This window comes from Sphingobium sp. RAC03 (genome assembly GCF_001713415.1).
Lineage (GTDB): Bacteria > Pseudomonadota > Alphaproteobacteria > Sphingomonadales > Sphingomonadaceae > Sphingobium.
The window spans coordinates 2074958-2089694 of the sequence record NZ_CP016456.1 but is presented as its reverse complement, the minus strand read 5'-3'; the positions used below and the strand labels follow the sequence as shown (position 1 = coordinate 2089694).

Sequence of the window (14737 nt, the reverse complement as noted above, 5' to 3'; positions counted from 1 at the left end):
CCCGTGAAGGTTCCACCAACCCGAACGGGCACCAGACGTCAGCGTTTGCATGTGCTGGTCCGTGCAATCGCCGCGATCATCGGCGGCTATGTCGTCACCGCGCTGGCCGTCGCCTGCCTGGCCCGCCTGCTGCCGATGCGCCACGCCGAGGCGAGCATCGCCGCAACGCTCGCCTCGTTCGCCATCTATGCGGGCATTATCGTCGCCATCTTCTGGGCCAAATCGATGCTGCGCGTCTGCATGGGCCTGGGCAGCGCGCTGCTTTTGCTGGGCGCTGCCCTGTATATCTCGATACTGACTGGAGGACGACTGTGAAGGAGAGTTTCCGGCAGTCGATGGCCTGGCTCCATACATGGACCGGCCTGATGTTCGGCTGGCTGTTGTTCGCAATGTTCCTGACCGGCACAGCCGCCTATTTCCAACAGGAAATCAGCCGCTGGATGCGGCCGGAACTGGTGGCCAATGCCGATCCTGCCAACGCCACACAGGCCGCCATCGATTACCTTCAGGCTAGGCAACCGGACGCAGAAAGCTGGTTCATCACGCCTCCTTCCGCGCGCAACCCGGCCACCGAGATATTCTGGCAACCCAAAAAGGTGGCGGGCAAGCCGCCAACCCGGCGCAAGCGAGGAGACACCAGCGCGACGCTCGATGGCGGCGGACATCCCGTCACGGTTCGCGAAACGCGCGGTGGCTTCTTCCTCTATCGCTTCCATTTCGACCTGCACTACATGCCGGTCATATGGGCGCGCTACCTCGTCGGCGTGGCGGCGATGTTCATGCTCGTCGCGATCCTGTCCGGGATCGTCACGCACAAAAAAATCTTCGCCGATTTCTTCATGCTGCGTTTCGGCAAGGGGCAACGAAGCTGGCTGACGCGCATAATGTCACGGCAGTATTCGCCCTGCCCTTCTATCTGATGATCACCTATACCGGACTGGTCACGCTGGCGACCCAATATATGCCCTGGGGCGTCATGGCGAACTATGCGTCCACCGAGAGGTTCTTCGAGGAACTTTTCCCCGGCCGGGCGGGCGTTCCGCGCAGCGGCGTGGCCGCCCCGTTGGTCTACGTCAGCCCGTTGATGGCGATCGCGAGCCGGACATGGGGCGGCGCGGGGGTGGGATCAATACAAGTTACCAACCCCGGCGACAGCACAGCCACCATCACGCTGCGTCGTTCGGCCACCACCGCAATCGGTGCGCGCGGTGAGAGCATCGTCTTCGCCGGGCCGAGCGGCAAGCTGCTGGATCGGCACGCGCAGGAGGGCGGCGCACTCGCGACGCAGAGCGTCATGGTGGGCCTGCATGCCGGACGCTTTGCCAACTGGGGCTTGCGCTGGCTCTATTTCCTCTCCGGCATCGGCGGCACGATCATGGTCGGCAGCGGGCTGGTGTTATGGACCGTGAAGCGCCGCGCGAAGTTGCCTGATCCGATGCAGCCCCATTTCGGATTCCGTCTGGTGGAGCGACTCAATATCGCGGCGATCGTCGGCCTTCCGGCAGGACTGGCGACCTACTTCCTGGCCAATCGGCTGCTGCCCATCGCCATGTCCGATCGCGCGGAATAGGAAATCAACAGCCTGTTTCTGGCATGGGCGGGCGTCCTCTTCTGGGCCTGCGTCCGGCCGCAGCGGCGCGCATGGGTCGAAAGCCTGTCATGCGCCGCCGCCCTGTTCGTGGCCGTGCCAATTGTAAACGCCCTGACTGTCCCGCGTAACATGCTAACTGGCCTCATGACTGGCGACTGGCTGTTCGTCGCCTTCGACATGGCGATGGTAGCGCTGGCCTGCGCCTTGGGCTGGGCAGCGCGCAAGGCGGCACGAGCTAAGCCTAAAACGATGCACAGAAACCGTCCGAACAGAAAGGAACTGATCACAGCATGATCCATATTTTGGCGATTTGCGCGTCCATCCTGGGGTTCGGATGCCTCTGCGCCGCGATGGCGCGACATCAGAAGGATATGCTGGGCCGCACACTGTCGCGCCAGGCACAGCCGTGGCTTCGCGGGGCGGGTGGCGCTGTCCTACTTGTCGCGCTGGCGACCGACATGGCCGGACTAGGGGCAGCTAATGGCGCGATCGCCTGGTTCGGTCATCTGACAATAGGTGCCGCGATGGCAGTGATAGGATTGAAATGGAAAACAGCCTGACGAAATCGCCATCGCCTTTTCGCGAAATCCCGCACTGATTACCCGTCCAAGGAGGTGGTTGGCGGATCTCATCGTACGAGCCTCAAGCTCGGTTGAGTGGTATTGAAACGCGAAAGGACCTCCAGCACTGTCGCCGACTAAACCGTTTGAACCGGGCGAAAGATAGTCCGCCTAGTTTGCGCGGATCATACCTGACGAGCAATAGCGCCAGTGCGCCTAACGGCACCAATCCGAAATCCCCATAGCCCAGTGCTTGAAGCCCCGCGGGTCGTACTTGTAAGAATTTCGTACGCCTGCCAGCACGCGAAACCCTTCGACATTCGGCCGTTCGTGAGCGCCATGCGGAACCGCAGGTCTTGTCAGGAACCGACGTCCAGAACTTACCCAACCGACCATTTGACGATGACAGAAACTGGACGGTCCCGGAATGGCAGGTCTCAGACAGCTAGTTGGAAAACCAGACTGACAGCACCCGCCGAGGTTCCGCACAGTGCCATGAGTTCATCAACGCCGGCATCGCGGATGATTTCCATGATGCTGATGCCCAAATGGGCATACAATCTACGTTCTTGCCCGTCACGGGTCGTCACGACGATCACGCTCAAAACGAACATCCTTGTCCCGCCACAACCATCATTCCCGGCGGCGGCTTCAATCGGCTAAAAGAGCGGTCACGGTCTTTGTCTCTGTATAATGGAGGACGCCTTCTTCACCAACCTCCCGGCCCCAGCCTGATTCCTTGACGCCGCCAAAGGGGGCGGAGGGATCGTTCATCCCGTGCGTATTGATCCAGACCGTACCGGCCTGAAGCCGTCGTGCGGTCAGATGGGCGCGGGACAGGTCGCGGGTCCAGATATTGGCAGCCAGGCCATAGCGGGAGTCATTGGCTTGCCTGACCACGTCATCGATATCGTCGAAGGGGGTCGCAACCAGCACCGGGCCAAAAATCTCCTCCCGCACGATGCTGGCATCAGCATCGGGATTGGCGAAGATCGTCGGCTCGACGAAATAGCCGTCCCGGTCCCCGGTCCCGCCACCTGTGACAAGGTCCGCGCCGGTCGCCTTGCCTTGCGCGATAAAGTCCAGCACACGCCCCTGCTGCACTTTCGACACCAGCGGTCCGAGCATAGTGTCAGGATCGCGCCCATGGCCAAGTTTGAAGCTCTTAGCGACCTGCGCGATGCCATCGACCACCTTGTCGAACACCGACCGTTCGACATAGAGGCGCGAGGCGGCCAAGCAAACCTGTCCCGAATTGAAGAAAATGGCGAGCGCCGCGCCGATCGCCGCCTTGTCGAGATCGGCATCGGCGAAGATGAGCGAGGGCGACTTGCCGCCGAGTTCCAGCGTGACCCGCTTGAGGTCTTTCGCACAGGTCTGGACGATCTGCTTGCCGACGCGGGTCGATCCCGTGAAGGCGATCTTGTCGATGCCGGGATGCTCGACCAGCGCCTGCCCAGCCTCATGCCCATAGCCGGTGACGATGTTCAACACCCCTTCGGGCAGCCCCGCCTCCAGCGCCAGTTCCGCGAGGCGCAGCGCGGTCAGTGGCGTGACTTCGGACGGCTTCAGCACGATGGTACAGCCCGCTGCCAGTGCAGATGCGATCTTCCAGGCCGCCATCGCCAGCGGATAATTCCACGGCACGATTTGGCCGACAACACCGATCGGTTCGCGCACCGAGTAACTGTGATATTGGCGGCCATCGCCGGAAATCGGGTTCACCTGCCCATAAATCTTGGATGCCCAGCCCGCCATGTAGCGAAAGATATCGACGGCGGCGGGAACGTCCACCGCCAGCGCATGATGCACCGCCTTGCCATTGTCATAGCTTTCAAGCAGCGCCAGTTCCTGTGCATGATCCTCGATCTTGCGCGCGATCGCCTCGATGATCCGGCCGCGATCCAGCGGGCGCATCCGGCTCCAGGCCGCTGATTCGAACGCGGCCCGCGCTGCCGTGACCGCGCGATCAACATCGGCGGCCGTTCCTGCGGGAACAGCGGCGAACACCTTGCCGATAGCCGGATCTTCTACATCGATGACGCGGCCGTCCGCGGCCGCTTCCCATGATCGCCCGATCAACATTTTTTGCTGTGGAAGGCGGACCTCGAAACCGGCGTCACCATGTAATCCAGCGGCGATCGAAACGGGTGCAGTCATGGAACATGTCTCCGGGGATCGAAAAGAAAGAGCCGCGCCCGCCTTTCAGGGCGCGGCCCAGGGGGGAGCGGGTCAGAAGCGCGCCGACAGGGTCGCGCCGAACGTGCGTGGTCGTCCGGCAAAACGGACCGTCGTGTCCGTGATCCGCGTGGCGTTGGACCAGTAGTAGCTGTTGCCCAGATTCCGCACGAAGGCGCTGATCTTGTAGCGCTTGTCGGCAAAGGACAGGCCAGCGCGCAGATCGATCAGCGTATAATCCTCGATCGTCAGGCCACCCTGCGCGCTTAGGTCCGCCGATGGCGTGGCGCGGGCATTGCCCAGCACAGCCTTGGTATCGCTCTGGAAATTCAGATTGGCACCGACGAAAGCCTCGACGTTGTCGCTGAGCGCCCAGTCATATTGGGCATCGGTCACGATCTGAAATTTGGGCGTGTAGGGAAAGGCCGATCCGCCAAAATCCAGCTGGCTGCCATAGCTGTCATAGTTGACGAAACTGCCCTTGATCCGCGTGTCGAGATAGGTCGCGCCAATACTGACGCGCAGGCCATCGGTCGGCGCGAGGTCGAGTTGAATTTCCGCGCCCTTTACACGGCTTTTCGGGACGTTCACCAACGCTTCGAGCGGGCCGAACACATTGGGATTAGCGATCACGCGGCCCTTCAACTGCTTGTCGCTATAGTCGTAATAGAAGAGTGCGCCGTTGATCTGGGCGGTGTTCTCCAGCAAGGTCAGTTTCGCGCCGAGTTCATAAGCGGTCACGGATTCCTGCGTGACGGGATTGAACTGGTTGGCATCGCTGGCCGACAGCAGCGGAAAGCTACCCGACTTGTAGCCTTTGCTGACGGAAGCGTAGAGCAGCACGTCCCTGCTCGGCTTGTAATCGACACCCCCACGCCAGGATATATTATCCTCGTCCAGCGACTTGCGCACCTCGCCCACGGTCAGCGTCGATCCGTCGATCGTGACGCAGCCATTGGTGGGAATATCGATGGGCGCCAGCCCTGCGCCGCCGCGAATGAAGTTGATCAGATTTTCGATCCCCAGCCCCAACGCATTGCCGCGATCGGCCGTGCAACCGGCAAAATCGATATTGGTCTTGGTATAACGCACCCCGCCATGCAGGGTGATGCTGTCACTGATGTCATAGTCCAGATTGGCGAACACCGCCTTGTTCACGAATTTCTGGCGCGCATATTGGCTGTAGACGAAAAAGGGGATGCCAAGGCCGGCGTCGACGAAATTATAGGCCGATGTCGATTGGTCATAGGGACCGGCATCATCCTGCTGATAGGTTTTTTCGCGCGCATAATTGGCACCCAGAATATAGGTCAGGCCGCCAGTCCGCCCTTGCAGACGCAATTCCTGAGACAGTGCCGTGATCTTTCCGGTGGTGTTGTAGAAATAGTCACGCAGGGCGACGCCGTCCGGGTCGATATCCTGGTCATTATGATATTCCGACCAGCTGCTGATCGAGGTCAGGCTCACATCGTCGGTCAGATCGATATCCCCCCGAAACGAGGCCTGATAGAACCAGTCGTCACGCTGGGGCTTTTGTTCCGGCGTCCAGTCGGCATCACGATTGTTACGCGGCGCGATAGGATAGGTGGCCAGAGGCCCCAGCCGCGCGGGATTGCCCAGCGGCACCACGCCGATCAGTTGCGCAGCCTGCCCATCGCTCTTGTCGATGAAACCGTTGAGGTTGAGCGAAAAGCGTGCGCTGTCGGACGGCTCGAAGTCGATCAGGATGCGGCCCGTGGTGAAGTTGCGATCACCGAGCTTTTCATCGCGCGTGTAGCTGCGTTGCCATGCCCCGCCCTGCTCGGTCCGCACCGCCACGCGTGCGGACAGCGTATCGCTGATCGGCCCGCTGATGAAGCCGCCACCCGACACCTGTCCGAAACTGTCCAGACCCGCGTCAAGACCGGCTTTGAAGGTCGATGTCGGCTTGGCGGCGATATAGTTGATTGCACCGCCCGTCGCGTTCGATCCGAACAGCGTGCCCTGCGGCCCTTTCAGCACTTCCACGCGCTCCAGATCGAGCGTCGCGCCGCGCGTCATGATGGAAAAGGGGATCGGCACCTGATCCTGATAGATGCTGACCGTCGGCTTGGCGGCCAGGCTGGTGTCGTAAAAGCCGATACCCCGCAATGTGTAGACTGGCGTTGCGAACGCGCTCTCGGTATAGTTGAAGCCGGGCACGATCTTTACCAGATCCGCGACATTGGTGATGCCCTGGTTCGCCAGCTTCTCGCCGGATGCCGCGGTGATCGACAGCGGCACATCGTTGATCGCCTGCTCGCGCTTCTGTGCCGTCACGACGATGTCGCCAAGGCCCGAGGATGTCGCCTGTGGCGCAGCGTCGGTTTGGCCCCAGGCCTGCGCATGCAATGCAACGGCCGATACGGTGGCGGCCAGCGTGATAAACCTCTTGGTCATGTTCAGACTCCTCCCATTTATCGCCCGGATGTTCCCATCCTGGGCCTGTGCGCCGGTCCCGCTTTGGCGGTGATCCAGCGGCGATGTGCGTCAGTTCTTCGTGAAGCGGATCGGCAGCGCCTTGTACCCGCCGACGAAGTTCGTCTCGACCATGCGGGGATCGCCCGCCATTTCGACCGAGCTGAGATGCGGCAGCAATTCCTCGAACAGGATGCGCATCTCCAGCTTGGCGAGATGCTGGCCCAGGCACATATGCGGACCAAAGCCGAAGGCGATGTGCGGATTGGGCGAGCGGGTGATGTCGAAGCGGTCAGCGTCGTCAAACACCGCCTCGTCGCGATTGCCCGACGGGTAACAGATCATCAGCCGTTCCATCGCGCGAATATCCATGCCGCGCACCTGCGTGTCGGCGGTGGCATTGCGCATGAAATGCTTGACCGGACTGGTCCAGCGGATCGCCTCATCCACGAGGCCAGGGATCAGCGACGGGTCCGCCTTCACCTTGGCCCAATTTTCGGGATAGACCATCATCCCGTGCAGCCCACCGGCGGTCGAGGACGACGTCGTGTCATGGCCCGCGGTGGCGATCGCGACATAATAGCCGTTCGCCTCATCGCGCGGGATCGGCGCGCCGTTGATCCGCGAATTGGCGATCAGCGACAACAGGTCATCGGTCGGCCTTTCCCGGCGGTCGGCACTCAATTTGTCGAAATAGGTGTAGAAATCCTCGATCGAGGCTGCCCATTGCTTTGCCGCGACCACCGGGTCCGCCGCCATTTCGGGCCGCTGTTCTTCGGGATCATGCACGCCGAAAAATTCCTGCGTCAGCTTGAGCATCCGCGGTTCGTCTTCGGGTGGTACGCCGAACAGCGTCATGATGACGCGCAGCGGATAGTGCAGCGCGAAATCGCGGACGAAATCGCATTCGCCGTCAAAACTCAGCAGATTGTCCACCGACTGGCGCGCCAGCACCCGGATCTTATCCTCCAGCTTGCTGATCTTGCCGGGCAGAAACCAGTTGGACGTCAGCGTGCGGTAGGACGCATGTTCGGGCGGGTCCATATAGGTCAGCGACGACAAGATGCGGATCGACCCGCCGTTAATGTCCCGCGTGAAGGCGTCCGATGCCTGATCGACCAGGATCGGGTTATGATCGGCATTGTGGAACAGCCTGCCGTTGCGTTCCACTTCCTTGATGTCGGCATGTTTGGTGACGACCCAGACCGGGTCATAGCCAGGCACCTGTGCGATACCCAGCGGCATATGTTCGCGCAGCCAGCGAAAAGCGCCATAGATCGTCGCGTCGTCCGTATAGCTTTTAGGCGCGATCACGATCCGCGCAATGTCGTCGGGGATGATGGGACGCACGTCGGCATCCAGCGAAGTCGCCATGAAACTACCCTCTCCTACACGCTGTCCTAAGGACACTTACGTATTACGTATTGTCATTACGTAACTATGGACAAGCGGATTCGTCAATCGTAAAAAGAGGTCGGACCATTCAGCCTTTCAGGGACGGGAATCGCAGAAAATACGCGGCTTTACGGCGCAAATCATCCGTTCCCATCCCCGAAACTGAATGACGAACCCAAAGATTGAATAGGAGAAGACCCATGGAAGTGAAGGCAGCTGTCGCCCGGATAGCGGGTGGTGACTTTACGCTAGAGCAGCTCACCCTGTCCGATATGCGCGCCGACGAAGTGCTGGTGCGGATCGTCGCGACGGGCCTGTGCCATACCGATATCGTCGTGCGCGATCAGTTGCTGCCGACGCCCCTGCCCGCTGTGCTGGGCCATGAAGGTGCAGGCATCGTCGCGGCAGTCGGCGCGGATGTCACCACATTCGTGCCGGGTGATCGCGTCGTGATGGGCTTTGCCGCCTGCCGCCAATGCCCCCAATGTGTTGCGGGGCAGCCAGCCTATTGCCGCGATTTTTCCGCACTCAACTTCGGTGGCTGCCGGGCGGACGGCTCGACCTGCCTGCATGACGGCGTAGCGCCGGTCAGCAGTCACTTCTTCGGCCAATCCTCCTTTGCCAGCCACGCCATCGCGGCCGCCCATAATCTGGTGAAGGTACCGGCCGAAGCACCGCTCGAACTGCTTGGCCCGCTGGGCTGCGGTATCATGACCGGGGCGGGTGCAGTGATGAAAGCGCTCAAACTCCAGGCTGGCGAGACCATCCTCATCACTGGTGGCGGCCCCGTCGGTCTGAGCGCCGTCATGGCGGCGAAGGCTTCGGGCGCGGGGCAGATCATCGTCGCCGATCCTCTGGAAACACGCCGCGCCATGGCGCTCGACCTGGGCGCGACCCATGTCATCGACGTGACCGCGGGCGACACCGCCGAACAGTTGCGCAAGCTGTTGCCCCAAGGCGTCGATTGCGTTCTGGACACGTCGGGCGCGGTCCCGGCGATCCACGCCGGCGTGGCCTCTCTTGCCCCTCTTGGGCGTCTTGCCATCGTCGGCGTGCCCAGGGCGCTGGATGCGGCTATCAGCCTCAACATCCTGACCCTCCTGTCGCTTGGCATCTCGATCTGTGGCGTGACCGAAGGCAATGCCGACCCGCAAACGTTCCTGCCCGAACTGATCGCGCTCCATGCAAAAGGGCTGTTTCCGTTCGAGAAGCTGATAACGACCTATAGGCTGGAAGACATCAACCAAGCGATCAAGGACCAGCATGATGGCCGCTGCGTCAAGGCTGTGCTGACGATGGCATGACCTTGCCCGCCGGGCGATCCGTTTCCTTGCCGGCGCGGATCGCCTCGACATAACGGAAGAAAGCGCGCTGCCGCATAAGGCCGAAGAAATCCAGCATGAGCGGGAGCGCATGTTCGACCATGGTGGCCGCCTCCGCCACATCGATATGTCCGTCGACCCGTTCCATGAAGGTTGACGCTTCCCAGCGTCCGACGAAATCCGCCGCCTCTGTGTAGAAGCCCAGAATGTCGGGCCTATAATCCAGCCGTTGATCGAACCCGGCCTTGCGCATGTCGCCCCAGATACGCACCAACTGCGCGCAGGTGATGCTCAGCGCCTCGCCCTGGTCCGTTTCGATGATATCCAATATGCCGATCTTCGCCAGCGTGCGGGCATCCTCCGCCGCATGCGGATAGCGTTCCAGCAGCGACGCGATCGTCACCGGCGGCCCGTCCACGCCGACGCGATGCGCGACCAGTTGCTCCAACTGGTCGAACGCGCTGGCCTCAACCCGTCCCTCGGTACCTTCGCCGCCGATGATCGCCTTGATCTGAGCCAGTGTCAGCCGATTCTCACGCTGGAGCCGACGCACGGACAGGATCGCCTGGACATGCTCCTCCCCATAGTCGGCAACCGTCTTGCGCGGCCGCTCTGGCTCCGGGATCAATCCTTCGCGCAGATAGACGCGGATCGTCTCCCGATGAACCCCCGTCCGATCCTCCAGTTCGCGCATCTTCATGATGGCGCTACAGCATGGCGCACCGGACAGGGCAAGCCGCTATGTTACTTATATACGTAAGGCCCGGCGGTTCAGGCAGCGACCTTGCCGCCATCCTCCGCTTCCTGCATCGCGCTGAGCAATCGCCGCGCCTGGTTGACCGCGCCGTCGCTGGCGATGCCCACGAACGCCCGCTCCGGCTCGTCGTCGATCCGGCGTTGCTGCGCTTCAAGCGTTTCCTCGTCCTCGGTGATGGTATCGAAAAACTGGTCGAACAGCACGTCCGGCACACCGCTTTCCTTTGGCGCGGTGGTGCAGATAGTCCACAGATAATGGCTGGTCGTTTCCGTTTCCGGCGTGATGAAATGGTTGTTGGCCAGCATGAAGCCATTGTCGCGTTTGCCTTCATAGGCACCGGTGCCAGCATCACAGCCCCCCGCGTTGACGCGGCACGTCATGCCGATGCCCGGCTCGAACCGCACTTCCTGCCAGCGATCGACCCGGCCTTTGAACCCACCAGCATCGATATAGGATTTGGGCGGGATCGAATTGGGCATCTTGCGCAGCAACGTCACCTTGCGACCGTCGAACTCGACCTTGGTATCGGCATTATAATGCTGCTCCGGGTTCCCGCCGATCGTGCGCGCATGGATATAAGGCACATGGGTCAGGTCCATGATATTGTCGATGATCAGCTGCCAATTGGCCTTCACCGGGAAATTATAGGGCCGCCACGTCCAGGCCGGATCATCATGTTCCGGGCTGTCGACGATGATCGACGGATCGGCCAGCGCCGGTTCGCCCATCCAGATCCAGATCAGATGATCCTTTTCCACCACCGGATAATGGCGGACATTGGCGGCGGCGGGAATGCGCGCCTGGTTGGGGATGCGGGTGCAGGTGCCTTTGCCGTCAAATTCCACGCCATGATAGCAGCAGCGGATGACGTCGCCATCGACATGGCCCGAAGACAGCGGCATCGCCCGATGGCTGCACCGGTCCTCCAGCGCGGCGATCTCGCCGCTTTCGGTGCGGAACAGCACGACCGCCTTGTTCAGATATTTGCGCCCAAGCGTCTTGCCCGCTTCGATATCGGCGGCGAAAGCGGCCACATACCATGCGTTGTAAATGAACATGCTGCTCTCCATTATCCGGCCGGGCCGTTCACGGCTCCGGCGCTACCCTATTGTTGGTGGTGATTATGGATAGCCCGCGCAGAACCGCCAATCGCAATCCCATAACGCCATAAGAAAAGCGGGAAACAAAGACGGTAAAGCGGGATCACCGCAAATATAGCCCCCCATTCATGTCCAGCGTGGCCCCCACGAAGAACCCACCGCGATCCGAAGCCAGCAGCGCCGCTGCCGCCGCGATCTCGCCCACCTCCATGAAGCGGCCGACCGGCACCTCGCCCTCGACCTGTGCGATCTGTTCCGCCGACAGTCGCGCCTTGGCCGTGTCGATCGGTCCCGGCGCGATGGCGTTCACGGTCACGCCGGTCCCGGCCAGATAGCGGGCGAAATATTTGGTCAGCATGATCGCCCCGGCCTTGGACGCGGCATAATGGGGGGAGGCCACCGTCCCGCCATTCTGCCCGGCGAGCGACGTGATATTGACGATCCGGCCATAGCCATTCTCGCGCATATGGTCGGAAAATATCTGGCAGCTCAGGAATACGCTGCGCATGTTGATCTGCACGATCGCGTCGAACTCTTCGGGGCTGATGTCCTGCGTCGGCGTGCGCTTGGCGAAGCCGGCATTGTTCACCACGATGTCGACCTTGCCCCACAGGCCCGCCATCTGATCCCGCGCAACGAGGAAATGCGCCTTCTCCCGCACGTCCAGCGTCAAGGCGATCGCCGTCTCGCCCGACGGATCGAGCGAGGCCGCGACCGCCTGCGCCACAGCGCTGTCCACATCGCTGACGGCCACGCGACCGCCCCCGGCATGGATTTCGCGCGCCACCGCCTCGCCCACACCACGGCCGCCGCCGGTCACCAGCGCGGTGCGGCCTGCAAAGGAAAAGCTGCCATTGGCAGGCAGCGTGAAATGATCGCTCATGATATCGTCCTGCAGTGAAATGGCGGGGAAGGCCGCACCCTCCCCGCCCATGCCGTTCGTCAGCGGCGGATCGACAGCGTCAGGCCATAGGTCCGCGGCGTGTTGGTAAAGATCTTCCAATAAGTCGTGCCATTGCCCGGTACGGCCAGGAAGGCGGTGATGTCGTCCGCATTCACGATCTGATAATTGTTGGTCAGGTTCTTGCCCCACAGGCCGATCTGGAAACGGCCATCGGCTGTTTCATAATTCAGGCGGGCATTGAGTGTCCGCCCCCGTGTGTCGCGATGCAGATTGTCATAGAGCCGCAGCGTATTGGCGTCGTCGGTCGAAATGCGGGTGGAGAAGTTGAAATCCGCCTGCGGCGTCAACGTCGCGCCATTGCCCAGCCGCCCGGTATAGGCCGCGCCGACGGTGAAGCTGTCACGCGGCGCGAACTTGGCCGGATTGCCCGAATAATCGAGGTTCACCAGCGGATCGCGCAGGTCGGTATATCTGCCCACCAGATGCGTATAATTGGCGGTCAGACGCAGGTCTTCGACCGGGCGAATGACGGATTCGACCTCCATGCCCTTCATCTTGAGCGTGCCATTATAGGTATGGGCAATACCGCCCGCGCCAGAGAAATTCTGGAGATTCTTGGTCGTCTGGTGGAACAGCGCGACGTTCAGATCCAGTTTATTGTCGAACAGGCGGGACTTCGCACCGATTTCATAATTTTCGGCATTTTCCGGCTCCAGCGGGATGGTCGGGTCGCGATAGGCATTGTCGACGAAGCCGCCCGATTTGAAGCCCTTGGCATAGGTCGCATACATGTTGATCTGTTCGGTCGGCTCGAACTTGATCGTGAAGCGCGGCGTGAAGGCATCCCAGGTGCGGCCGCCCGATGCGCGCACTTCACCAGGAAAACCGAAACCGGGAATGGCCCCTGCATCCGTGGTCGAAAACGCACGATAATCGATCTTCTTGCGATCCGACGTATAGCGACCGCCCGCGACCACAGCCAGATTGTCGGTGATTTCGAATGTCGCTTCGCCGAACACGGCCAGGCTGCGGACATTGCCGTCCTGAACGCGCGTGATGTTGGTGACGTCGGGATTGCGGCGGATGCTGCCGGGCACGGCCGATCCGGGCAGCGGGCTGTAGAAGAAGATGTTCGTCGTCGAAACATCGGCCGACAGGAAATAGGCACCCACGACATAAGAGAAACGGCCCGGTGCCGATGCGAAGCGCACTTCCTGCGTAAAGCTGCGGTTCTTGACCACCTGGCGGCGGTCGAACACCGGCACGACCGTCCCCACCGGCACGTCGTCGTTGATCGCGCGGCTGTCGTTCATGCGATAGCCGGTGATCGACGTCAGCGTACCGCCGAGCAGGTCGAGGTCGCCGCGCAGATAGCCCCCGCGCAACCGCTGGCGATAGGGTGACGATACGAAGTCGTTATTGGTCCATTCGTCGTCGGTATAGGCACCAAACGTATCGGGTATGACCTGATTACCGCCAATGCCGAGCTGGATCGCGCCGCCATTGCCTTTGGTATAGCTATAATCGCCCGACAAGACGACCTGCAGCGTATCGGTCGGCTGGAACAGCAGCTTACCGCGCGCCGAATAGCTGTCATATTTGCCATAACGCCCCGGCTGATTGGGCGTGTCGATCAGACCATCGCTATGTTCAGTGCTGAACGCGAAGCGGCCCGCGATCTTGTCCTCGACCAGCGCGCCGTTCAACATCCCTTCGGTCCGCACGAAGCCGCCATTGCCGCCGCTGATCTGGGCGAAATAATCATCGTTGAATTCAGGATTGTTGGTGACCACCGCAATCGCGCCGCCCACCACATTACGTCCGAACAATGTCCCCTGGGGGCCGCGCAGCACTTCGACGCGGTTGGTGTCGTAGAAATTGGCGTTCAGGTCATTGTTGAACACATAATAGACGTCGTCCATGAAATAGGCGACCGGCGTGTCCAGCGTGGCGGTGCGGAATGTCGACACATTGCCACGGATTGCGACGATCGACAGCGACTTGTCGGCGGTGTTGATGGTGATGCCCGGCATCTGCTGCGTCAGCGCGGCGGGGCTGTAGACCTGCGCCTCGCGCAGCAATTCGCCGCCGAACGCCGCAATGGAAAAAGGCACTTCGCGCACCGTCGATTCGCGCCGTTCGGCGGTGACGACGATGTCTTCGGGGAAGATCGCCTGCTGGGGCGCGGCGTCCTGCGGCACTGGCTGATCGGCCTGCGCAAAGGCCGAAACGCTCGTCATGGCAGCGATGATCGCGCCCATGGCGCAGGATGTTTTGAAGCTGAAAGGCATTCCCGGACTCTCCCTTGACAACACGGCTTGATGCCGTCTGCCAACCGTGAAGCAGCAAAAACAAAAGAGGTGCAATAGTATCGTCCCGGTTATTGAATGGTCCGACCACATTCCGATTGGGGCGGGGCGTGGAGTGGCTCTAGTCAGGGATCAGGGAATGGCGCTGGCTTCGATTCACGCGGCGCTGCCAATGAAAAGCAAGG

The 14737-nt window shown here is 61.3% G+C and carries 11 protein-coding genes and 1 pseudogene; 4 read left to right on the top strand and 8 right to left on the bottom strand.

Annotated elements, in window-relative coordinates; all coding sequences use genetic code 11:
• Positions 1–51: 51 nt before the first annotated feature.
• From BSY17_RS14650 to BSY17_RS14640, 3 genes and pseudogenes are all read left to right on the top strand, one after another.
• Entirely contained in the window at positions 52–315 is a 264-nt protein-coding gene (locus tag BSY17_RS14650) for a hypothetical protein (protein ID WP_237236329.1), read from the top strand.
• Between the two features lie 20 nt (positions 316–335).
• Positions 336–1570, top strand: a pseudogene (locus tag BSY17_RS21920) (PepSY-associated TM helix domain-containing protein).
• A gap of 311 nt (positions 1571–1881) precedes the next feature.
• A complete protein-coding gene (locus tag BSY17_RS14640; protein WP_037477422.1) occupies positions 1882–2151 on the top strand; it encodes a DUF3325 domain-containing protein in 270 nt (89 codons plus the stop codon).
• A gap of 437 nt (positions 2152–2588) precedes the next feature.
• Here BSY17_RS14640 and BSY17_RS21600 read toward each other — a convergent pair whose 3' ends face one another.
• From BSY17_RS21600 to BSY17_RS14625, 4 genes are all read right to left on the bottom strand, one after another.
• Positions 2589–2756, bottom strand: a complete 168-nt coding sequence (locus BSY17_RS21600) for a hypothetical protein (RefSeq protein WP_171899251.1) — start codon at positions 2754–2756, stop codon at positions 2589–2591.
• A 46-nt stretch (positions 2757–2802) separates the two neighbouring features.
• Positions 2803–4311, bottom strand: coding sequence for an aldehyde dehydrogenase family protein (locus BSY17_RS14635; RefSeq protein ID WP_237236325.1), 1509 nt, complete (start codon positions 4309–4311; stop codon positions 2803–2805).
• A 72-nt stretch (positions 4312–4383) separates the two neighbouring features.
• Entirely contained in the window at positions 4384–6747 is a 2364-nt protein-coding gene (locus BSY17_RS14630; RefSeq protein ID WP_069066043.1) for a TonB-dependent receptor, read from the bottom strand.
• Between the two features lie 90 nt (positions 6748–6837).
• Positions 6838–8139 (bottom strand): cytochrome P450, encoded by a 1302-nt coding sequence (locus BSY17_RS14625; RefSeq protein ID WP_069066042.1) that lies wholly within the window; start codon positions 8137–8139, stop codon positions 6838–6840.
• Positions 8140–8360: 221 nt separating this feature from the next.
• Between BSY17_RS14625 and BSY17_RS14620 the strand changes: the two genes are divergently transcribed.
• On the top strand, positions 8361–9464 hold the full coding sequence (locus BSY17_RS14620) for an NAD(P)-dependent alcohol dehydrogenase (RefSeq protein ID WP_069066041.1): 1104 nt from the start codon (positions 8361–8363) through the stop codon (positions 9462–9464).
• Here BSY17_RS14620 and BSY17_RS14615 read toward each other — a convergent pair.
• The 4 genes from BSY17_RS14615 to BSY17_RS14600 all read right to left on the bottom strand — a co-directional run bounded on the left by BSY17_RS14615 (position 9439) and on the right by BSY17_RS14600 (position 14534).
• Positions 9439–10182 (bottom strand): MerR family transcriptional regulator, encoded by a 744-nt coding sequence (locus tag BSY17_RS14615; RefSeq protein WP_069066040.1) that lies wholly within the window; start codon positions 10180–10182, stop codon positions 9439–9441. The genes BSY17_RS14620 and BSY17_RS14615 overlap by 26 nt on opposite strands.
• Before the next feature lie 71 nt (positions 10183–10253).
• The gene (locus BSY17_RS14610; RefSeq protein ID WP_069066039.1) at positions 10254–11297 is read right to left on the bottom strand and encodes an aromatic ring-hydroxylating dioxygenase subunit alpha; all 1044 of its coding nucleotides are present in this window, start codon (positions 11295–11297) and stop codon (positions 10254–10256) included.
• Between the two features lie 145 nt (positions 11298–11442).
• Positions 11443–12222, bottom strand: a complete 780-nt coding sequence (locus tag BSY17_RS14605) for an SDR family NAD(P)-dependent oxidoreductase (RefSeq protein ID WP_069066996.1) — start codon at positions 12220–12222, stop codon at positions 11443–11445.
• A 59-nt stretch (positions 12223–12281) separates the two neighbouring features.
• Positions 12282–14534 carry a TonB-dependent receptor gene (locus BSY17_RS14600; RefSeq protein ID WP_069066038.1) on the bottom strand — a complete coding sequence of 751 codons (2253 nt, stop codon included), beginning with the start codon at positions 14532–14534 and terminating at the stop codon, positions 12282–12284.
• Positions 14535–14737: the final 203 nt, after the last annotated feature.